This is a genomic window from Massilia yuzhufengensis, assembly GCF_900112225.1.
Lineage (GTDB): Bacteria > Pseudomonadota > Gammaproteobacteria > Burkholderiales > Burkholderiaceae_D > Telluria > Telluria yuzhufengensis.
On record NZ_FOLD01000019.1, the window covers coordinates 1 to 21034 of the forward strand.

A 21034-nucleotide genomic window follows, 5' to 3' on the forward strand; every position below is an offset into this window, starting at 1 on the left:
TGGCTGGCGCGCTTCCACGGCGTCGCATCCCGCTACCTGACGAACTACATGGGCTGGCGCAGGGCGCTCGATGGCGGGCGGGTCACGTCTGCCGAGGGATTGCTGCGCCTGGCAATCAAACCCATCCATAGCAAAGGGTGACAGCGCCTTTTTCATTAAGTTGCGGTCGTTCTGGCAATTCTCATGGACGAGCTGCCAAGCAAATCGTTAAACTGAACATAAATTCCGACACACAGCCCCAATTTTGCTTGTGCGCCATAGACATGCATCAACCTAGATGCTATCTTTCAACACTTAGGGTTGCCCTACAGCTAGATTGTTGACTGCGCCTCCCCGGCGCCCCCCGCTCAACGTACGAATTCCAGAACCCGACAATGCTCAAAAAATTGTTTGCCACCGTATTGATGTCGTTTTCGGCTGCGGCTATCGCCGTGCCCTTCGGCTCGCAATCGGTGCTCGTGGTAGAAGATGACACCGGCAAGATTTTGCTGGAGAAGAACGCGGACCGCGTGGTCCCGATTGCATCGCTTACCAAACTGATGACCGCGATGATCGTGCTCGACGCGCGCCAGGACCTCGACGAACTGATCGAGATCGACCGCAGCGACGTCGACACCGTCAAGCACAGCAGCTCGCGGGTGCCGGTCGGCGCCCTGATCTCGCGCCGCGACGTCCTGCAACTGGCCCTGATGTCCTCGGACAACCGCGCCGCCGCCGCCCTCGCCCGTACCTACCCGGGCGGCAAGGAAGGCTTCAAGGCTGCTGTGCGCCGCAAGACCGCGGCCCTGGGCATGACCCAGACCGTCATCGAAGAGCCGACCGGCCTGAACCCGCGCAACCGCTCGACCGCCGGCGACCTGGTGAAAATGGCGAGCGCCTCGTCGCGCTATCCCGAGATCACCAACATGACCACCGAGTCGAAGGATCTCATCAACATCAACGGCCGCGAAGTCGAGTACCGCAATACCAACCGCCTGGTCGGCGCCAAGGGCTGGGACATCGGCCTGTCGAAGACCGGCTATATCCAGGAAGCCGGCCGCTGCCTGATCATGAACATCAAGGCCGGCGGCAAGAACGCCACCATGGTGCTGCTCAACGCCAGCGCCTCGTCGGCCCGCATCCTCGACGCGCTCAACGTGCGCCGCTTCATCACCGGCGAAGAAGCTCCCATCATCGCCCGCGCCTCGAACCGCGCCCCGCGCTTCAAGGCCGGATCCAGCCGCGCCAGCATCAAGGCGAGCGCGAGCCGTGCCCGGATCAAGGCCAGCGCCGGCAACAGCAAGGTCAAGGCCGTGAAGAAGCGCGCCAAGGTGGTGAAGGTCACGCCGAAGCGCCGCAAGAAATAAGCTGCGGGTCGCATCGCACTGCGTTCGCTTGGTAGCGACACGTCAACAAAGGGGCCGCAAAGCCCCTTTGCTATTTCACGTCAAGGCGGCGTCACGCTGTCCCACAACGACTCGGTCAATTCCTGCACCAGGTCGTCGGTGTAGGCCTCGGGCGGGACCTGCGTGACCATCACGCGCCAGGCCTGGCCATCGACCTGCACCACCCGCAGGTGCACCCGTGCCGGGCCGTATTTTTCTTCTCCGGCGGCGACCCAGGATGGCTTGCCGCGGTACTCCTTGAAGTAGCCGCCCGGGAGCTCGAAGCCGTCGGCCAGGCCGCCGGCCAGCGCGCGCACGTGGTGGCGCAGGCTGGTGTCGGCATGCTCGTCGAGCGTGAACAGCACGACCGCATGGCCGCTGTGCTGGGTGAAGCGGTGCTGCAGCGCGCCGTCGGCGTCGGCGATTTCCTCGACCTTCCACTGCGCCGCGATATTCACGCTGCGGCCGGTCGCCGGGTTGGTCCAGCTGGTGGGCGGCGCGGCCATCATGGCGGCCATTTCGCGGCTGTCCTGGCGGTCAGCCGAGTCGAGCGACACGATCAGCAGGAGCAGCGACCCGAACAGCCCGCCGAACACGGTTTTCCGGCACCATCCGACCGGCTGGGCACGCACCTCGAACAGCTTGCCGTCGTAGCTGGCGGGTAGGCCCTTGCGCAGACGCATGGCCTGGCGCGCCATCGTGAACAGGCTGACCACGGGCAGGGCCAGGCCGAGTCCGGCGCGCCACAGGCCCAGGTTGCGGCCAAGCAGTTCGACGAAGTCGGGTGCGCGCTCATCGACGGTCATGACCCGCAGGCCCAGCAAGGCCTTGCCCGGCGTATTGCCGGCCAGGGCCGCCATGAAGGCGTCCAGCACCAGGGCCGCCGGCACGCAGGCCAGGCCGAACAGCTTCCAGCCGAAGGGGGTTTCGAGCCAGTGCAGGAAGGCTGGCGAGGTGTGGCCCAGGATGCTGCCGGCCACCAGCGCCACCAGGCCGGTCTGCCACCAGACGTCGAAGGAGCGGGCGAGCCAGCGCCGCCATGCGCCGGCCAGCGGGTTGGCCTCCGGCATGTCGAACACGAGCGCCGGTGACGCCGGCCGGGCCCGGCTGTCGAAGCTGGCGCGGAAACCACCCGTCTGCTCATCGATTGGCTGCACGCTCCCTCCCTACTTGATTCTTTACACTAAAGTGGATTGTCTAGCCTTGCTCTGAATGATTTAAGACCGCCGGGATACGGCCGAGTTCGCACGAAAACCACAGTGATTCGCCGCGTTTGGCCTCGATCAAGGCCTGGGAAGAGTGATGGCGTTAATGGCCGCGCAGCCCGCAGAAGGCGGCGATCCGGTCCACGGTCGAGCCCACCATGTGCTCGTCCAGGCCCACGCCGAAGCGGTAGCGGTGCGAGTCGGTGTCGATCTCGATGCGTCCCTCGCCGAAGCCGAGCGCTTCCCACCTGCCGTCGTAGGACGAGGGCGCCGGGGCCGGACAGGCGCGCACTGCGCGGACACTGGCCGCGGCCAGGGTGAAGGTGCGCGCGTCCGGCGCTTCGCCGCTTTGCACGAGGACCAGTTCGTCCCGGAACAGCAGGTTGCGGTACAGGATGAGGCACAGCCAGGCCCCCATCAGCAGGACCACGCCGAAGGAGAGGTAGGGCACATCGGCTGCTCCGCGGCCCAGCTGCCTGGCCGTGGCCGACACCAGCACGCCGAGCCCGGCGAGGGACACCAGGATGGGCAAGGCCCGCATCTGGCGCGGGCACACGATGTGCAAGGCCGGTGCTGCCGGCTGGCCGATCATTGCACCACTCCCTTGACGAAACCCGCCAGTTCCGTCACCAGTGCCTCCGCCACCGGCAGTGAAGGATTCGAATACGAGGGCAACTGCGCCGCCAGGTCGCCTTCCACCATCTTGAGCACGTGGTTCATGCCCTTGACGATGACCAGCGGCGCGCCGGGCCGGGCCTGGTGCAGCTTGCGGGCGTCGTCCACGCCCACTTGCAGGTCGGTGCTGCCCTGGATCACGGCCACCGGGATGCGCAGCTTGCCCAGTTCCTGCGCCGGATCGTACTTGAAGCAGGACACCAGGTAAGGCTGGACGCTGGGGCGGTATAGCGCCGCCAGCATCGGCGGCACGTCGCCGGCCAGCTGCCCCTGCTCGAGTGCGGACAGGATGCGCTCGCTGTCCTTCATCAGGTCCGGCGGCAGCTTGCCGGCCAGCTGGCGCCGCAGGACAACCGACAGCCGCTCGCCGGGCCCGGCCAGCGACACGAAGGCGTCGGCCCCGCCGCGCTGCGCCCCCAGCATGCCGATCAGCGAACCTTCGCTGTGGCCGACGATGACGATCTTGCCGAAGCGCGCGTCCTTCCTGAGCAGGCGCACCCAGGCCGCGGCGTCGTCGGCGTAGCGGTCGAGCGTCAGGTCGGCCTCGCGCCCGCCCGCTTCGCGGCTGGCGGCAATGCCGCGCTTGTCGTAGCGCAGGCTGGCGATGCCGGACGCGGCCAGGGCATGCGCCAGGCCTTGCAGGCTGTTGTTTTGCATCGCGGGGTTGTTGCCGTTGCGATCGGTCGGCCCGGAGCCGGCGATCAGGAGCACCACCGGTGTCGGCGCCGCGCCTTCCGGGAGCGCCAGCGTGCCGGCGATGACGCCGCTGTTCTCCAGTGCGATCGCGCTTTCGCGCGGTGCGGCCACCACACTGGCGGCGAGGAAGAAGGCGCAAAGGAAGACGGTGGCAGGCGTGCGGGGCATGGCGTTCCTGGCTGGAGAGAGAGCAAGGATTATAGCCGCCAGTTCCCCAGCGCAACTATCCATACCGGGTAATCTCGGGTTCAGCGCGCGGCGATCATCCCGCGCAGGCCGCTGGTGCGGTGGGTGCGCGTGCCGATAGCCTCGGCCAGCACGGCGCCGGCCGGCGTGACCAGGGTAAACATCTCACTGGCGCGGGTGATGCCGGTGTAGACCAGCTCGCGCGTGAGCACGGCGCCGCGTTCGCGCGGCAGCGCCAGCACGGTGTGGCGGAATTCCGAACCCTGCGACTTGTGGACCGTCATGGCGAACGCCGTTTCAACATTGCGCAGGCGGGTGGCGAGCACGCTGCGCACCGCCTCGCCTTCCAGGAAATACACGCGCAGCGCGCCGGGACGGGCCGGGTCGGCCAGGGTCAGGCCGATGTCGCCGTTGTAGACGCCGGTGCCGTAGTCGTTGCGGGTGACCATGACGGGACGCCCGACATACCATTCGCCGCCGGGTTTGAGCAGCCCGGCCTGGGCCAGGCGCGCGGCAATCGCCTCGTTCAGGCCCGAGACGCCCCACTCGCCGTCGCGCACCGCGCACAGGATGCGGAAAGACTCGAAGCGCTGCAGCACCTGGCGCACCCATTGTTCATGATTCGTGTTCAATGGGCCGCTGGGGCCGGTATTCATCACATCCAGGAAAGAACCGTAGCCGGCCTGCGCCAGTTGCAGCAGCTGCTGCTGCTGGGCGTTCTCGATCCAGCGCACGCTGGACTCGCCCGCGCGCAGCACCTGTTCGGCGCGCCCCGTGTCGCCCGCGTTGACGGCCAGCGCCAGCTGGCCGATCGGCCCGCCGAAGCGGCGGCTGTGGCGCAGCATCACGGTTTGCTGGGCCAGCGCGCCGGCGTCGCCCGCGAACGCGGGTGGCAGCTGCTCGCCGCTGGCCGCGCGCACGTAGGCAAGGGTCGCGGCGTCGTAGCCACCGGCCTGGGCGTCGTGGCACAGGTCGCCCAGCACGGCGCCCGCCTCCACCGAGGCCAGCTGGTCCTTGTCGCCCAGCAGGACCAGGGTGGCGGTGGGCGGCAGCGCATCGAGCAGCGAGGCCATCATCTCCAGGTGGACCATCGAGGCTTCGTCCACGATCAGCACGTCGACGTCGAGCGGGTTGCCGCGGTGGTGGGCAAACGCGCGGGTGTCGGGCCGCGCGCCGAGCAGGCTGTGCAGGGTGCGCGCGGCGCCCATGCGCTGGGTGAGTTCGCGCAGCGGCAGCGCCGCGCCGACCTTGTCGGCCAGTTCGGTCAAGGCCTTGTCGATCGACTGCTTCAGCCGCGCCGCCGCCTTGCCGGTGGGGGCGGCCAGCGCGATGCGCTGGCTGTGCGCCTGCGGCGCGGTGGCGAACAGCAGCGCCAGCAGGCGCGCCACGGTATAGGTCTTGCCGGTGCCGGGGCCGCCCGTGATGATCGCCACCGAGCCGCGCAGCGCGATCGCGCAGGCCAGCTTCTGCCAGTCCGGCGCCTCCGCTTCGCGCTGCGAGGCGAACAGCAGGTCGAGCCAGCCGCGCACCTCGTGCGCATCGACCTCGCGGGTTTGCATGGCGCGCGCGCGCACCGCCTGCGCCACCACGGTCTCGTCGCGCCAGTAGCGGCGCAGGTAGAGGCGCGCGCCGTCCAGCACCAGCGGCTGGTCATAATTGAAGGCGCTGGTCTCCCACACCTGTTCGCAGCCGCCCAGCAGCTGGGCCCAGGCTTGCGCGCTCTTGGGCAGCGGGCCGGCGTGGCGCGCCAGGTCCTTCCACTGCTCCTCGCTCCAGCCCAGCAGCGCGGCGGGGCCGGCGGCCAGGTCGTCCAGCAGCAGGCAGCTGTGGCCGTGGCCTTCGAGTTCGGACAGCACGCTGGCGGCCAGCACCAGCGCCGGCGGCGCCGCGCCCAGCGAGGCGATGAAACGGGCGAAGGCGCAGGACAGGCGGCGCAGCTCGCCCTCCTCGCCCAGGCGCGCCAGTTCGCTCCACAGCAGCGCGATGTTCGCTTCGGCCTTAGCCATGTCCGTCCTCGTCCAACAGTTGTTCGAGCCCGCCCAGCAGCGCCAGGTCGGGCGCCAGCACGCAGCAGCCGCGCGTGTCCGGGTTGGCGATCCCGCGCAGGAACAGGAAGATGGCGCCGCCCAGCTGGCGGTGCGGCTCGTAGGCCTCGCCCAGGCGGCTGCGCAGCAGGCGGTGCAGCGCCAGCATGTAGATCGTGGCCTGGATGTCGTAGCGGTGGGCCGCCATGCCCAGCTCCATCGCGGCCTGGGTATAGGCCGTGTCGCCCGGCCCCAGCGCATTGCTCTTGTAGTCGAGCACCCAGAAGCGCCCCTCGTGCTCGAACACGAGGTCGGCGAAGCCCTTGAGCATCCCGTGCAGCACGCGCTCGGGCAGCACCGGGCGCTCGATGCCTTTCATCAGGCGCGCGCGGCACAGCCGGTCCAGGCGCGCCACGTCCAGGCGCTCGCTCGGGAACCAGAACTCCAGCTCCGGCACGGTGTCGGCCAGGCCGCACAATGCCACCCCCAGCGGCGGCAGCGGCGTGGTGGCCACCGCGTGCAGCCAGGCCAGCGCGTCGTCCTGGCGGTGGCCCCAGCCGGCGCGCTCGATGCGCTGGCCAAGCCGCACCAGGAACTCCGGCTCGTCGGCCCGTTCGAATCCTTCCTGGGCCATCCATTCGAGCTGCTCGTGCATGAAGTTGCCCGGGACCGAACCGCGCGGGAAGCGGTGCCAGGGCGCGTCGGCGATGCGCGGCGGCGTGGCCAGCTGCGGGTCTTCCTCGAGCAGGGTTTCTTCCTGCGCCCGCATCGGCGCCGGCGGCGCCACGGCATGCCGCACCAGCGACGTGAACGAGCCGATCGACCAGTCGCGCTCGAAGCGGGCCTCGTAGCCGGGCGCGGCCAGCAGGTCCGGGCGCGCGTCCTGGCGCGCCAGCAGGGTGCGCCCTTGCGGCTCGCCGGCATCGTGCAGCTCGATGCCCTCGACCCCGCCGCGCAGGCGCTCCAGGTATTCGCGCAGGCGTTCGGCCTCGAGCTTCGCGCCGCCGCCCAGCAGGTAGCCCAGCGCCGATTCATGCAGCCGGTTCTCGCTCTTGCTGCGGCCGCTGACCGGGGCCACGCCCAGCCACAGGAAGTGGCGGGCGCGCGTGAGCGCCACGTACAGCAGGCGCAGGTCTTCTTCCAGGCGCGCGCGGTCGACCGCCTCCAGGGATTCGTCGCCCATGCTCAGGTCGAGCCGGCGCGCGCCGTCGTCGCCGACGAACTCGAAGAAGGCGCGGTTGCGGCGGTCGGTGCGGCGCGCGGTGACGGCGAACGGCAGGTAGACCAGCGGGTACTCCAGGCCCTTGGACTTGTGCACCGTGACCACCTTGACCAGTTCGGCGTCGCTCTCCAGGCGCAGCACGCGCTCGTCGCCGCCCTCGCCCACGCCATCGACCTGCTCGGCCAGCCAGCGGATCAGGGCCTGCTCGCCTTCGAGCTGGGTGCTGGCCTCCTGCAGCAGTTCGGCCAGGTGCAGCAGGTTGGTCAGGCGGCGCTCGCCGCCCGGCTCGCGCAGCAGGCGCGCGGGCAGCTTGAGTTCGTGCACGAAGCGGCGCAGCATGGCCAGCACGCCCTGGCGCTGCCAGGCGCCGTGCAGGCTCTTGAGCTGCTCGACCCGCGCTTCCCAGGCCATCTCGTCGGACGACAGGCGCGCCAGCTCGCCCAGCGCCAGGCCGGCGGTGCGGGTGGCGAAGGCGGCCCGCGCGAGCACGCCGTCGAGCGGGTTGGCTACCGCGTACAGCCAGCGCAGCACGTCGGCCGCTTCCTCGCTCTCGACCACGGAATCCTTGTCCGACAGGTAGACGCTGGCCACCTTGCGCTCGACCAGCGCGCGGCGCACGGCGGCCGCTTCGCGGCGGTCGCGCACCAGGATCGCGATATCGGCCGGCATCAGGCGGCGGAAGCGCTCGCCGTCAGAAAAGCCGACCCGCTCGTCGCCCAGCAGGCCGACGATGTGCTCGGCGCAGTGGTGGGCGAAATAGTCGCGGTAGGCTTCCTGGCCCATGGGGCCGGCGCAGCACACCGTCATCGCGTGCCGGGGCCCGTCGGCGCCGACCAGGCGCTCGCGGTGGCCCTTGGCCTGTACCGCCTCGAACGGCAGCGGGTTGTCGGCGCCGCGGCGGAAGCGGAAGGCGCCGGCCGGGTAGCCGCCGTCACCGCCCTGCCCTTCGGCATGGCGGAACAGCTGGTTCACCGCCTCCACCAGCTGCGCGGTGGAGCGGTAGTTCACGCCCAGCTGGTAGTGGCGCCCGTCGGTCGCGCGGCGCGCCGCCAGGTAGCTGTGGATGTCGGCGCCGCGGAAACCGTAGATCGACTGCTTCGGGTCGCCGATCAGGAACAGCCCCTGTCGCGGCGCGTTGGCCGCGACCCGGTACAGCAGGTCGAAGATGCGGTACTGGTCGGGCGAGGTATCCTGGAATTCGTCGACCATCGCCACCGGGAACTGCAGCACGATGCGCTGGCGCAGCGCCTCGCCATTCGGGCCCTCGAGCGCAGCCTTGAGGCGCTCGAGCATGTCGGCGAAGCCGAACTGGCGGTTGCGCGCCTTCAGCTCGCGCATGCGGCGGGCGATGTGGCCGGCGGCGTGGCGCAGCAGCGCGTGCGCCAGCGGCTGCAGCGCGCTCAAGGCTTCCCGCAGCGGCGCGGTGGCCTCGAAACAGGCCGGCACCTCGGCCACGAAGTCCTTGCTGAAGGCGTCCACGATCCCGTCCGGGCACAGGCGTTTCCATGCCGTGTCGTTCAGGTCGGGCACGGCCAGCGCCGGGTCGGCGGCCCAGGCGCGCAGGGCCTCGAACCACCGGGCCAGCGACTCGGCGCGCATCTTGTTGCCGTTGAAGCACTTTGGCTGGCGCTCGCGGTGCCCGGCGATCCAGCGTTCCATCTCGTCGGCGCGCCCGGCCCAGCCTTCCTTCAAGGTGGCCAGTTCGGCGCGCAGCGCGCGCTCGCTGCGCGCCACCAGCACGCCCAGCGGCTCGTCCGGGCTCTCGCCCAGCAGGTGGGTGCGCGCCACCAGCTCGCGCACGCCCAGCTTGAGCGCGCCGACATCCTTCCAGCACGCGCGCACCGAGTCCAGCGCGCCGGCGCCGAGCGGATAGACATGCTGGCGCCAGTAATCGTGGGCGGCGTCCTCGAACAGGGCGCGCTCGTCGCTGACCAGCTCTTCGTCGAACAGGCTGCCCGAATCGAAGGCGTGCTCGCGCAGCATGCGCTGGCACCAGGCGTCGATGGTGAAGATCGCCGCCTCGTCCATGGTCTCGGCGGCCAGCACCAGGCGGTGGGCGGCGACGCTGCGCTCGCCCTCGCCCGGGTAGGTATCGGCCAGCGCGCGCAGGTAGGGGTCGTCGATGGCGAGCTGGCCGCGGAAGAAGGCGGCCGCTTCGACCAGGCGCTCGCGCACGCGGTTGGCCAGCTCGCGCGTGGCCGCGCGGGTAAACGTCATCACCAGGATCTCGCTTGGCAGCAGCGGGCGCGCGAAGGCCTCGTCGCCGCCATGCCCGAGCACCAGGCGCAGGTAGAGCGCGGCGATGGTCCAGGTCTTGCCGGTGCCGGCCGAGGCCTCGATCAGGCGCGAGCCGTGCAGCGGGAAGTGCAAGGGGTCGAGGTGCTGGCTCATGCCGCCCCCCCGTCCAGCGGCGTGACCGTGACGCCGGCCTCGATCCAGTCGGCGAGCGGCCCGTACAGGTCGCGCGCCACGTGCGGCCAGTCGCCGGCCGCCAGCAGCGCCGCGAAGTCGGGCCACAGGCGCGCCAGGCACAATTCGCTGACCTCGCCGGAAATCTCGTAGCCGCCGTCGTACACGGTACGCGGCTCGCCGTCCTGCAGCAGCGCCAGCGCGGTCTTGCAGGCCACCGCCAGCGGCCGGTCCAGGTTGCTGCGCCACAGCGCGGCCAGCTCGTGCAGGGTGGCGGCGGCTTCGACCGGGTCGAGCGGCGCCATCGCCAGCACGGCGTCGCGCGCGACCAGGTGGCCGGCCACCGGCGCGCCCGCGGCGCTGGCCGCGAGCTGGCGCAGCCAGGGGCCGATCAGTTTGTCGCCGCGCGGGCGCCCTTCCTTGTCCAGCACCTTCGAGGACACCTGCATCAGCCAGGCCGTCTCGGCGCCGTCGGTGCGCAGGCGGTCGATCCAGTCGTCCAGCACCAGGCCGTCGCGCAGGCCCAGGCTCACCGCGCGCTTGGGCGCGGCCTGCGGGAAGCGCGCCCCCAGCGCCAGCCAGGCCGTGCGCACCGGCACCAGGCCTTCGACCAGTTCCTGCTGCCAGTGGCGGCCCATCAGGCCGATCGGCAGCACGCCTTCGCGCGCCAGCCGCCCGGCGCGGGTGGCGAGCGCGGAACGCACGTCGGCGGCGCCCTCCACCGGGCCGCTGTCGTCGAGCAGCTCGTCTTCGAGGAAGTAGCGCTCCAGCGCGTCGAGCGCGAACGGCTCCTCGTCTTCGCCCACCAGCGCGGCATCGGCGAACACCACGCCCAGGCGGCGGCGGAAGAAGTAGCGCGCCGGCTGGCGCAGGAAGGCCGCCAGCTCGCCGAGCTTGAGCACGTAGCCGGGTTCGAGCTCGTAGGGCGGCAGCGCCTCGACCCCCGCGCCGTCGTCCAGTCCGTGCGCCGAGCGCCATTCGCCGGCATAGGTCAGCAGGCCGCCATGCTCGAAATAGCGGCGGCTGAAAGGCTGCAGCGCATGCTCGACGGTGCGCTCCGACAAATCCAGGTTCCAGCCGGTGTGCAGGTAGTCGCGCAGCTGGGCCACCAGCACCGAGGCCGGCTGCTCGCTGTTGTCGCGCACATTGCGCCCGACCCAGCTCACATACAGCTTGTCGCGCGCCGACAGCAGGGCTTCCAGCATCAGGTAGCGGTCGTCGTCGCGGCGCGAGCGGTCGCCCGGGCGCGCCATGCCGGGCATGGCCAGCAGGTCGAAGTCGGCTTGGCTGGCGCGGCGCGGGAAGTCGCCGTCGTTCATGCCCAGCAGGCACACCACGCGGAAGGGCACGGCGCGCATCGGCATCAGGGTGCAGAAAGTGACGCCGCCCGACACGAACTGGTGGTTCAGGGTCGGCTGGTCGAGCTGGCCGAGCCAGGCTTCGCGCAGCACCGCCAGCGGCACCGGCTCGTCGAACCCGGCGGCATCGACGGTCTCGAGCCAGCATTGCAGCGCCTCGTTCAGCTGGGCCAGCGTGAGGCGGTCGGCCTCGATCCCGGCGTGGAAGAAGGCCGCCAGCAGCGCGCGCGCGGCCTCGCCCCATTCGGCCGGGGTGCGCTCCTGCACCAGCGCGGCGCGCCATTGCAGCAGGGTCTCGATGAACTGGGCCAGCGAGCCGGCCAGCGCGGCGTCCAGGCCGCCCACTTCGGCGTAGGGTTCGATGTCGGCGAAGCTGGCGCCGGCGCCGCTGGCGTAGCCCAGCAGCATGCGGCGCACCCCGAAGATCCAGGCATTCTGCTCGCCCGCCGACCCCAGGCCCAGGCCCGCGCGGTGTTCGCGGTCCAGGCCCCAGCGCACGCCCGAGCCTTCGATCCAGCGCCCCAATATCGGCAGGTCGTCGGCGTCCAGCCCATAGCGCGCCGCCACCGCCGGCACGTCGAGCAGGTCGCGCACTTCGCTCTGGCGGCAGCGCTGCTGCGGCAGGCGCAGCAGCCATTCGAGCGCCACCAGCAGCGGGTTGACGCTGCGGTCGCGCACGTCGCCGATCTCGAAGGGGATGTGGCGCGCGTCGAACCGGCGGTGCTGCTCGAACACCGCATGGATCGCGGCCGAGAACACGTCGATGTCCGGCATCATGACCACGATGTCGCGCGGGCGCAGGCTCGGGTCCTGGGCGAACCAGGACAGCAGTTGGTCGTGCAGCACCTCGACCTCGCGCTGGACGCTGTGGGTGAGGTGGAATTCGATCGAGCGGTCTTCGCGCGCGGGCGGCAGCTGCGGATGTTCGCCGGGCGGCAGCAGGTCGCGCACGGCGGCCTGCACCTGGTGCAGCAGGGTGTCGCCTTCGGCGTCGTCGAACAGGTCGACCCGCATGTTCTGGTAGCGCGCGCCCTCGCCGTTATCGAATTCGTCGAGCATGCGCACGAAGTCGCGCCCCTGGCGTCCCCAGCTCGCCAGCAGCGGGTGGGCGTGGACGTGCAGCTCCTCGACCGGCACCAGCGACAGGTCGGCGCCGCCGCGCGGCTGCTGGCGCCGGCGCGCGGCCTTGAGCAATTCGCGCCCTTCGATGATGTCGCCCCAGTAGAAGCGGCAGGGGTTCGGCACCGCGAACAGCACTTGCGTGTGGCGCGACAGCGCGGCGATCGCCTGCAGGGTCTGGTAGGGGAGCGTCGACATGCCGAACAGGATCACCCGGCGCGGCAGGCGCGACACCGGCGCGCGGCCCGCCTCGACCGCGGCCAGGAACTGGGCATGGATGCTGGCGCGCCCGGTGACGCGCTGCTCTGGCGGCAGGCTGGCGTGGATCTCGCGCCACAGGCAGGCCTGCCACTTCTGGTCCGGCGCCATCGGCACCGTCTCGCCGGCGGCGCGGCGCAGCTGGTTGCGGCCCGCTTCCCAGTCTTCCAGCCAGTCGGCGCGGTAGACCTGGTACTGGTCGTACAGGTCGGCCAGGCGTTCGGCCAACTGCAGGCGCCGCTCCGGGCAGCCGTCGCCCAGGAACTGGGCCAGCGGCGCATAGCTGGGGTCGTGCAGCACCGAGGGCAGCAGGCGCATCAGGCGCCAGGTGAGCGGGTCCTTGTCGAACGGGGCGCGGGTGGGCACGCGCTCGCGCCCCAGCATGCCGCGGTAGGCTTCCCACAGGAAGCGCGCCGGCAGCGCCACGCGGGTGGCGGCGCACACGCCCATGTCTTCGGCCATGGCGATCTTGAGCCACTCGGCCACCCCGTTCGATTGCACCAGGATGGTTTCCTGCTCGAGCGGCCCGAGTGGATGGCTGCGCACCCAGTCGAACATGGCGCTGCGCAGCAATTCCATCTGGTTGCCGTGCAAAATCAACAAGCCGGGGGTGATCGGGTCGGACATCGGGTTGCTCGGGCGGTTCAGGGGCTCAGGATGGCGGGCGCCTCAAGGGCGCTTGAGCTGGCCGATGACGCTCGCCACCTTGGTGGTAATGACATCGACCGCCGGGCCATTGGCGCCATGCGGCAGGATGACGTCGGCGTGGCGCTTGGTCGGCTCGATGAATTGCTTGTGCATCGGGCGCACCGTTTCCAGGTACTGGCCGACGATGCTCTCGACCGAACGGCCACGCTCGTTGATATCCCTTTGCATGCGCCGGATGAAACGGACGTCGGCGGCGGTATCGACGAAGATCTTGAGCGACATCATGTTGCGCAAGTCGGGGTCGTACAGGGCGAACAGGCCCTCGATGACGATGACCGGGGCCGGCTTGACGGTAATGGTGTTGCTGGAACGGTTGTCGATGGTGAAGTCGTATTCGGGCATGGCGATGGTCTCGCCGTTGCGCAGGGCCTGGACGTGCTGGACCAGCAAGGGCCAGTCGAAGGCTTGCGGATGGTCGTAGTTCTGGCGGCGCCGCACCTCGGGGCTCAGGTCGGACTGGTCGCAGTAATAGTCGTCCTGCATCACGACCGACACCACGTCGGCGCCGAACGAAGCCAGCACCTGCTGGGACACCGTGGACTTGCCGCTGCCGCTTCCGCCGGCGACACCAATGACAAACGGTTGGAAAGAAATCTCACTCATCCCCGCATGATACCGGAGCGGCGCCCGAACCGACAGTGCCGGGCGCCTGATCGTCCGCGCGAATGCCGAGCTGGGCGGTAATATCGCGCTCGATCCGGGCCAGCTGGGCGCGCAGGCGGGCGGCCAGCGCGCGCGCCTGGGCCGGGCGCGACAGCTGCCCTTCGAGGTCGTCGCACACGGCCGCGAACTCGCCGGCGCCGACCGCGCGCGCCGAGGACTTGATGCGGTGCGCCACCGCCGCCGCCGCCGCGACATTGCCCGCCGCCAGGGCCGCGTCGATCTCGGCCAGCGCCGCGCGCGCCGTCGCCACGAACAGGAAGGCGTATTTACGCATCTTGTCCGGGTCGCCGTCGAAGCTGGCCCCAAGCAGCGCCAGGTCGACCACCCCGCCGCCCTGTCCCGCCGGCGCCGCGTCGGCGACATCCGGCACCGGCGCCGCGCTGCGTCCCAGGCAGCGCGCGATGGTCGCCGCCAGCAGCTCCGGCACCACCGGCTTGGTCAGGAATTCGTCCATGCCCGCTTCCAGGCAGCGCGCGCGGTCGTCGACGCCGGCGTTGGCGGTCATCGCGATCACCAGGGTGGGGGCCAGGCGCGGGTCGGCGCGGATGCGCCGGGTCGCCTCGAAACCGTCCATCACCGGCATTTGCACGTCCATCAGCACGCAGTCGAAACGCTGGCGCGCCAGTGCTTCCAGCGCTTCCACGCCATTGCCGGCCACCAGCACAGCGGCGCCGGCCTGGGCCAGCAGCTCGCGGCCGACCTGCTGGTTGAAGCTGTTGTCCTCGACCAGCAGCACCGCGCAGCCGTCCAGCCGGGTGGCCGCGGCCGAGGGCGCGGCGCCCAGGCCGGCCCCGCCCGCGGCGCCCTCGTCCAGCCCGAGGCAGGCGGTGAACCAGAAGGTGCTGCCCTGCCCCGGCACGCTGTCGGCGCCGGCCGTGCCGTTCATGAGTTCGGCCAGCTGCTTGCTGATCACCAGTCCCAGCCCGGTGCCGCCATGGCGCCGCGTGGCCGAGGGGTCGGCCTGCTGGAAGGGGGTGAACAGGCCGGCCAGCTTGTCGGGCGCGATGCCGATGCCGCTGTCCTGCACCTCGAAGCGCACCAGCAGCTCGGGGCCGAAGGCGCGCTCGAGCCGGGCGCGTAGCACGATGCGCCCGTGCTCGGAAAACTTGACGGCGTTGCCGGCGAAGTTCAGCAGCACCTGTTCCAGGCGCAGCGGGTCGCCGCGCAAGGGGCGCATCAGTTCGGGCGCGATCTCGGCGTCGAAGCCCAGGCCCTTGGCGGCGGCGGCCTGGCCCAGCTGCAGCTCGACGTTGCGCATCAGGGCGTCGAGCATGAAGCTGCAGGGCGCCAGTTCGAGCTTGCCGGCCTCGATCTTGGAAAAGTCGAGGATGTCGTTGATGATGCCCAGCAGGTGCTGGCCCGAGTGGTAGATCTTTTCCAGGTAGCCGCGCAGGCGCGCGTCGGCACCGCCGCGCAGCGCCAGGTGGGTCATCCCGATGATGCTGTTCATCGGGGTGCGGATCTCGTGGCTCATGTTCGACAGGAAGGCGCTCTTGGCCTGGTTGGCGGCGTCGGCCCGGGCCCGCAGTTCGTGCAGCGCGGTGACGTCGGTCGAGATGCACAGCACGGCCGGCATCTCGCCTTCCGGATGCAGCGGCACCCGCACGCTCCACATCTGGCGCACCGCGCCGTCCGGCAGCGGCAGTTCGACCTGGCTTACCTGGCGGTGGCCCTGCTCCAGCGCGGCGCGGTCGCGCTCCCAGCTGTCACGGGAGAACGCCTCCGACATGACCTCATGGTCGAGCCGTCCGATGATGGCGGCGGCAGGTTTCCCGATCAGGGCCGCGCTCTTGGCGTTGACGTAGCGGAAACGCCGCGCGCCATCCTTCAGGTAGACGTAGGCGTCGAGGTTGTCGAGCACCGTGTCGAGCAGCAGGCGCTGGTCGAGCGCCGCGCGGCGCGAGCGGACAAGGTTGAAGAACAGCGCGAAGCCCAGCAGCGTGCCGCCCAGGCCCGAGCCGAAGGCCAGCAAGGGCAGGTAGCGGTCGGCGCCCACCGCCATGGCGGCGCGGTCGGCCGAGAAATGCGCCTTCCAGCGGGTGCCCACATAGTCGATCCCGAGCACGGTCGCGAAGCGCCCGTTCGACGCAGGCGCGCCGCGCACGTCCGGCCCCACCAGCAGCCGGTCCTGCGGCTGCAGCACGAGCGACGCGGGCTGGGAGGCCGGCCGCGGCCCGCCGGTCTCGCTGTACAGGCTCAGCGACACCGCCAGCCCTCTGTCCGGCGCCAGCGCACGCCGCACCAGTTCGTCCACCGAGAACGCGATGCCGATGCTGCCGAGGTAGCGCGCGCGCCGCTCCGCGAGGGTGGGCGGCACGCCGCCGCCCAGATAGAGCGGCTCGCGCATGCCCAGCGCCGTGTGCGGCCTTGGCCACTCGAGCCGCACCGGGTGGCCCGAGGCGCTGATGGTCCCGCGGTCGCGCGCCCGGGCCAGCGCCGCCGCCACGTTCGGCTGCACCGCGATGTCCATGCCGAGCCGGTCGACCGGCAGGGTGGACGGTTCGACCCAGGCGATCACTTCATAAAAGGGGCGCTGGCCGGCCGGGCGGATGTCGAAGCGCGGGTTGCCGGCCGGGTTCACGCTGCGGTCCTCGCGCATGGCCGCGACAAAGGCCTCGCGCTCCCGATGCGGCACGTGGGCGATGAAGGACACCGCCTCGATCGCCGGGAACTGCTGCGGCAGGTCGAGGGCCTGGACATAGCGGCGGAACTGGCGCCGGGACAGGGGTTCGTCGTTGGCCGCATGCAGCGCCGCCATGCCGCGCACCACCCGCGCATACGAGGCGATGGCGGCCGCTACCCGCTCCTGCGCCAGCCGGGCCACGTTGTCGAAGCGGCGTCGGGCGTCGTCTTCGATGGTGCCGGCGGCGATCCGGTAGCACAGCGCACCGACCGCCAGCGACAGCGCGAGCCCGGCCACCCAGGGGGCGGCGCTCGCGCCCCGCTGCGCGCTGTCGGCGGCGGGAGTGGGTGCCAGGCTTGCGGTCGGCGATGAATGCAATGCGGCTCCAGGTGTGTGGTGCGGTTCTGCCTGCTCGATATTGCTAGTATAGGCAATCCGGCTGTCCCATTACTCACCCATACTCACCAAAATTGGTAAAACACCATGCCACCACCATCCCAGGACGCCGCCGACCCCTACCTCTGGCTCGAGGAGGTGGAAGGCGAACGCGCGCTGGCCTGGGTCGCCGGGCAAAATGCGCTCGCCGAGGGCGAGCTCGAGGCCTCCCCCGGCTTCGACGCCCTGCGCACCCGCCTGCGGGGCATCCTCGATTCCACTGCGAAGATTCCCTATGCCGGCTGCCACGGCGGCCTGCTGTACAACTTCTGGCGCGACGCCGCCCACCCGCGCGGGCTGTGGCGCCGCACCACGCTGGACCAGTACCGCCTGCCCGAGCCAGGCTGGGAAACGGTGATCGACCTCGACGCGCTGGCCCGCCTCGAAGGCGAAAACTGGGTCTGGGGCGGCGCCACCTGGCTCGAACCGACGGCAGAGCGCTGCCTGGTCTCGCTCTCGCGCGGCGGCGGCGACGCGCACGTGCTGCGCGAGTTCGACCTGGCCGGCCGACAATTCGTGGCCGGCGGCTTCGCCCTGCCGGAAGCGAAAAGCGACGTCGCCTGGATCGACCGCGACACCCTGTTCGTCGGCACCGACTTCGGCCCCGGCTCGCTGACCGAATCGGGCTATCCGCGCATCGTCAAGCAGTGGCGGCGCGGCACGCCGCTGGCGGCCGCAATCACCGTGTTCGAAGCGCGCCCGGACGACCTGTCGGCTTGCGCCTGGAAGGACGCCACCCCCGGCTTCGAACGCGAATTCGTGCTGCGCCAGGCCGGCTTCTACAGCAGCGAACTGTTCGTGCGGCGCGGCGGCAGCCTGGTCAAGCTGACGAAACCCGCAGACGCGAATGCCTTCGCGGTGCGCGACCAGGTGGTGATCGAACTGCGCTCGGACTGGGAAACGGGGGGCGCGCGCTACCCGCAGGGCGCGCTGCTGGCGGCAGATTTCGACGCCTTCGTGGCCGGGGCGTGCGCCTTCGCGCTGCTGTTCACTCCCACACCCACCAGTTCGCTCGACGGGGTGACAGTCACCCGCGACGCCCTGCTGCTCACCGTGCTCGACAAGGTCAGCAACCGCATCGTCGAACTACGCCGTGCGGGTGGCGCATGGGAGTCGCACCCGGTCGCACTGCCCGGCAGCGGCGGGACCCATGCGGCGCTGGACACCTGGGCCTACGACCGGGTGGCGTCGAACCGGTATTTCGTGAGCCGGACCAGTTTTACCGAGCCGACCACCCTCTACCTGGCGCAAGCCGGCGGCGGCGAGCCGGAAGCGCTGAAGGCGATGCCCGCCTTCTTCGACGCCGGCGGGCTGCGGGTCGAGCAGTTCGAAGCCTGTTCGCCGGACGGCGCCCGCGTGCCCTACTTCGCCGTCATGGCGCGCGCCACCCGGCTCGATGGCAGCAATCCCACGCTGCTGTATGGCTACGGCGGCTTCGAAGTGGCGCTCAAGCCCTCGTACGGCGCGATCAGCGGCAGCGCCTGGCTCGAAGACGGCGGCGTGTACGTGGTGGCCAACATCCGCGGCGGCGGCGAATTCGGCCCGCGCTGGCACCAGGCCGCGCTGAAACAGCACCGCCAGCGCGCCTTCGACGATTTCATCGCGGTGGCCGAAGACCTGATCGCGCGCGGGATCAGCAGCCCGCGCCGGCTCGGCATCATGGGCGGCAGCAATGGCGGCCTGCTGGTGGGCGCCGTGCTGGCCCAGCGCCCCGAACTGTTCAACGCGGTCGTGTGCCAGGTGCCGCTGCTGGACATGCGGCGCTACCACCTGCTGCTGGCCGGCGCGTCCTGGATGGACGAATACGGCGATCCGGACGACCCCGCCCAATGGGCGTGGATTGGCCGCTACTCGCCCTACCACCAGGTGCAAGCGGGACGGCGCTACCCGCGCATCCTGTTCACCACCTCGACCCGCGACGACCGGGTGCATCCGGGCCACGCGCGCAAGATGGCCGCGCGCATGCTCGAACAGGGCCACGAGCTGCTGTACTGGGAAAACCTGGAAGGCGGCCATGCGGGCGCCGCCGACAATGCCCAGACCGCGCGCATGTGGGCGCTGGCCTGGACCTTCCTGCGCCGCCAATTGCGCAACTAGGAAGCCATGCGCTGGGCAAACAGCGCGTCCCAGGTGGCCTGCACGTCCACGTAGAAGGCCACCGCGTTCTCGATGCCGATCACCTGAGGCTCGCCGAGGCGGCTGGTGACCACGCCGGCGCGGCGCGTCAGGCGCTCCATCGCGGTGGTGGTCACCGTCACGTAATGGGTCAGGCCGTTCTCGATCCCGTAGCGCACCACCGCTTCGAAGGACTCCATCGTCATGTGCGAGAACCCGTAGCGGTTCTCCTTGTCGGTCTCGAGGGCGAAGCGCGACAGTTCCCAGATGCGGGGGTCGCTCGGCGCATCCTGCCCCTCGAGCAGTTGCGGGAAGGAATCCTTGAGCATGTACGGGCCTTCGGTCGGCAGCAGGCGCCAGCATCCGCGCAGGGGGCCGCCCGGTTCGCGCATCTGCATGTAGGCCGGGTCGAGCGCGTCGTAGCCATCGATTTCCATGCCGGACAGGACCGGGACTTCCCAGCCCAGCCGCCCCTGGAACACCTTGGCGCGCAGCGTGTGCATCTCCCACAGATCCTTCGATTTGAACTCACGGCGTGCAGCGATTTTAATTTGCATTGTCATGTTCAGCTCCTGGTTGTGGTGGATCAAAGCCCTGCTTGTGGTGGATCAAAGCTATGCATTTCGCATACAAGATTCATGCAAGATGGGCAGGATCGGAACTATCAGCTCTGCTAGGTAGTCATTTGCTTTGCATATGAAATACTTCCAGTTGGCATAGCAACCGAGAGGAGCAAGCATGGGAAACGAAGTGATGTGCGAAGCACTGGCGGCTGAACTGGAAGCCCAGCATGCGGCGCAATCAGGCGGGCTGCTGCGGGCCGCTCCACACGAGCTGCGGCGGCTGCGGATCGCCAAGCGGGAAAGCCAGGAGCGCTTCTGGAGCCGCTTCGGCGTGACCCAGTCGAGCGGCAGCCGCTTTGAAACCGGGCTGGCCGTGCCGGCGCCGGTGGCCATCCTGCTGCGCCTCTACGTCAACGGCCGGCTCAGCGATGGTGATCTTCAGGCGTGATCAGGCCAAGGGCGATTGCCTTGACGACCGCCTGCTGGCGCGTGTTGACGCCGAATTTCTGGCGCACGTTCGCCAGGTGAAAGTTGATGGTCGCCTCGGAACAATTGGTGATCCGGGCGACCTCCCATGAGGATTTGCCAACCATGACCCATTGGAGCACCTCGCGCTCGCGCCGGGTCAGGCGCGGCAGCACCGGATCCGGCCTGGCGTCGCGCAGGCCCGCCGACGAAGCGAACGCATAGTCGCGCACCAGGGACAGCGCGGGCAAGACTTCCATGATCGAGCGCTCGAACGGGATGCCGGGACGGGCGTCGGATGCAAAACTGATCATTCCCAACTCCCCATTCGGGCCGTGCACCGGCAAGGTGACGCCGCTACGGATCCCATGGGCACTGGCTTCTTCGTACAGCGCCCCGGGCGCCCCCGTGGCGAAGGTCGATGGCGCCCACACCAGCGGCAGCGTGCTGGTCACGCAATGTCCCACCGTCGGGTCGACATAGGCGAAACCATTGGCGTCGTAGCGGCTGCGCCACTCCGAGGAATAATTGCTGCGGGTGAAAGCGTTCTCGAAACGCACATGGCGCGACGGGACCACGCCAAACAGTGTCTGCTCGAAACCCTGGCTGCGCGCGAGCCGGAACAGGCATTCGCTCCAGCGCAGGTCGTCTTTCGCCTCCATTAACTCAAGCAATAACGCAGTGTCGATCATGGACAATACCGGTTCAAGGTGGTTTACATCCTAGTTGACTCTGGCGCCACGAAGTATCACCAAAAGAAACAGAAACCGATCTTGATACTGTTTAAGTTTTGTTTTGTAGTAGCAATACAACATCTCGGACGCAATCGTGCGCCTCCGAACTCGACTGTAAGCTACGCTCCGCCGGATTCCCGTCCCAAATTTTCCAAATTGCAAGATTTGCATGACAAACGTGCACCAGATACTTGACTTGAATATATTCAAGA

The 21034-nt window shown here is 69.6% G+C and carries 13 protein-coding genes and 1 pseudogene; 4 read left to right on the forward strand and 10 right to left on the reverse strand.

Going from position 1 to position 21034, the window contains the following annotated elements; all coding sequences use genetic code 11:
• Both BM031_RS26030 and BM031_RS15565 read left to right on the forward strand, forming a co-directional pair.
• Positions 1 to 141 (forward strand): annotated as a pseudogene (locus BM031_RS26030) (IS1595 family transposase); the annotation flags it as partial.
• A gap of 233 nt (positions 142 to 374) precedes the next feature.
• Positions 375 to 1346 (forward strand): serine hydrolase, encoded by a 972-nt coding sequence (locus tag BM031_RS15565; RefSeq protein WP_091875481.1) that lies wholly within the window; start codon positions 375 to 377, stop codon positions 1344 to 1346.
• A gap of 80 nt (positions 1347 to 1426) precedes the next feature.
• On the opposite strand, the gene BM031_RS15570 is transcribed toward BM031_RS15565, so the two are convergent.
• From BM031_RS15570 to BM031_RS15605, 8 genes are all read right to left on the reverse strand, one after another.
• A complete protein-coding gene (locus tag BM031_RS15570; protein WP_091875482.1) occupies positions 1427 to 2521 on the reverse strand; it encodes an RDD family protein in 1095 nt (364 codons plus the stop codon).
• A 151-nt stretch (positions 2522 to 2672) separates the two neighbouring features.
• On the reverse strand, positions 2673 to 3161 hold the full coding sequence (locus BM031_RS15575) for a hypothetical protein (RefSeq protein ID WP_091875483.1): 489 nt from the start codon (positions 3159 to 3161) through the stop codon (positions 2673 to 2675).
• A complete protein-coding gene (locus BM031_RS15580; RefSeq protein ID WP_091875484.1) occupies positions 3158 to 4108 on the reverse strand; it encodes an alpha/beta hydrolase in 951 nt (316 codons plus the stop codon). Before BM031_RS15580 ends, BM031_RS15575 begins: the two co-directional genes overlap by 4 nt.
• Before the next feature lie 80 nt (positions 4109 to 4188).
• Entirely contained in the window at positions 4189 to 6132 is a 1944-nt protein-coding gene (gene recD / locus BM031_RS15585; protein ID WP_091875485.1) for an exodeoxyribonuclease V subunit alpha, read from the reverse strand.
• The gene (gene recB / locus BM031_RS15590) at positions 6125 to 9763 is read right to left on the reverse strand and encodes an exodeoxyribonuclease V subunit beta (protein WP_091875486.1); all 3639 of its coding nucleotides are present in this window, start codon (positions 9761 to 9763) and stop codon (positions 6125 to 6127) included. Before recB ends, recD begins: the two co-directional genes overlap by 8 nt.
• Positions 9760 to 13143 carry an exodeoxyribonuclease V subunit gamma gene (gene recC, locus BM031_RS15595; RefSeq protein WP_091875487.1) on the reverse strand — a complete coding sequence of 1128 codons (3384 nt, stop codon included), beginning with the start codon at positions 13141 to 13143 and terminating at the stop codon, positions 9760 to 9762. Before recC ends, recB begins: the two co-directional genes overlap by 4 nt.
• A 42-nt stretch (positions 13144 to 13185) precedes the next feature.
• On the reverse strand, positions 13186 to 13827 hold the full coding sequence (udk, locus tag BM031_RS15600; protein WP_091875488.1) for a uridine kinase: 642 nt from the start codon (positions 13825 to 13827) through the stop codon (positions 13186 to 13188).
• Positions 13820 to 16888 (reverse strand): CHASE domain-containing protein, encoded by a 3069-nt coding sequence (locus BM031_RS15605; RefSeq protein ID WP_229408936.1) that lies wholly within the window; start codon positions 16886 to 16888, stop codon positions 13820 to 13822. Before BM031_RS15605 ends, udk begins: the two co-directional genes overlap by 8 nt.
• Positions 16889 to 16993: 105 nt before the next feature.
• Here BM031_RS15605 and BM031_RS15610 point away from each other — a divergent pair, with 105 nt between their 5' ends.
• Entirely contained in the window at positions 16994 to 19042 is a 2049-nt protein-coding gene (locus BM031_RS15610; protein WP_091875489.1) for a prolyl oligopeptidase family serine peptidase, read from the forward strand.
• Here the strand turns inward: BM031_RS15610 and BM031_RS15615 are convergent.
• Positions 19039 to 19623: an acyl-homoserine-lactone synthase gene (locus BM031_RS15615; protein WP_091875574.1), complete on the reverse strand. Its 585-nt coding sequence runs from the start codon at positions 19621 to 19623 to the stop codon at positions 19039 to 19041. The genes BM031_RS15610 and BM031_RS15615 overlap by 4 nt on opposite strands.
• 175 nt (positions 19624 to 19798) lie before the next feature.
• On the opposite strand from BM031_RS15615, the gene BM031_RS15620 reads away from it, so the two are divergent.
• Complete coding sequence (locus tag BM031_RS15620; protein WP_091875490.1) at positions 19799 to 20071, forward strand: helix-turn-helix domain-containing protein; 273 nt, start codon at positions 19799 to 19801, stop codon at positions 20069 to 20071.
• Here BM031_RS15620 and BM031_RS15625 read toward each other — a convergent pair.
• Entirely contained in the window at positions 20046 to 20780 is a 735-nt protein-coding gene (locus BM031_RS15625) for a helix-turn-helix transcriptional regulator (RefSeq protein ID WP_218147607.1), read from the reverse strand. The two genes, BM031_RS15620 and BM031_RS15625, sit on opposite strands and share 26 nt — an antisense overlap.
• Between the last annotated feature and the right edge of the window lie 254 nt (positions 20781 to 21034).

Coding starts and splice junctions, on each gene's coding strand:
- BM031_RS15565 (WP_091875481.1), top strand. CDS start 375: ATGCTCAAAAAATTGTTTGCCACCGTATTGATGTCGTTTTCGGCTGCG.
- BM031_RS15575 (WP_091875483.1), bottom strand. CDS start 3,161: ATGATCGGCCAGCCGGCAGCACCGGCCTTGCACATCGTGTGCCCGCGC.
- BM031_RS15580 (WP_091875484.1), bottom strand. CDS start 4,108: ATGCCCCGCACGCCTGCCACCGTCTTCCTTTGCGCCTTCTTCCTCGCC.
- recD (WP_091875485.1), bottom strand. CDS start 6,132: ATGGCTAAGGCCGAAGCGAACATCGCGCTGCTGTGGAGCGAACTGGCG.
- recB (WP_091875486.1), bottom strand. CDS start 9,763: ATGAGCCAGCACCTCGACCCCTTGCACTTCCCGCTGCACGGCTCGCGC.
- recC (WP_091875487.1), bottom strand. CDS start 13,143: ATGTCCGACCCGATCACCCCCGGCTTGTTGATTTTGCACGGCAACCAG.
- udk (WP_091875488.1), bottom strand. CDS start 13,827: ATGAGTGAGATTTCTTTCCAACCGTTTGTCATTGGTGTCGCCGGCGGA.
- BM031_RS15610 (WP_091875489.1), top strand. CDS start 16,994: ATGCCACCACCATCCCAGGACGCCGCCGACCCCTACCTCTGGCTCGAG.
- BM031_RS15615 (WP_091875574.1), bottom strand. CDS start 19,623: ATGACAATGCAAATTAAAATCGCTGCACGCCGTGAGTTCAAATCGAAG.
- BM031_RS15620 (WP_091875490.1), top strand. CDS start 19,799: ATGGGAAACGAAGTGATGTGCGAAGCACTGGCGGCTGAACTGGAAGCC.
- BM031_RS15625 (WP_218147607.1), bottom strand. CDS start 20,780: ATGATCGACACTGCGTTATTGCTTGAGTTAATGGAGGCGAAAGACGAC.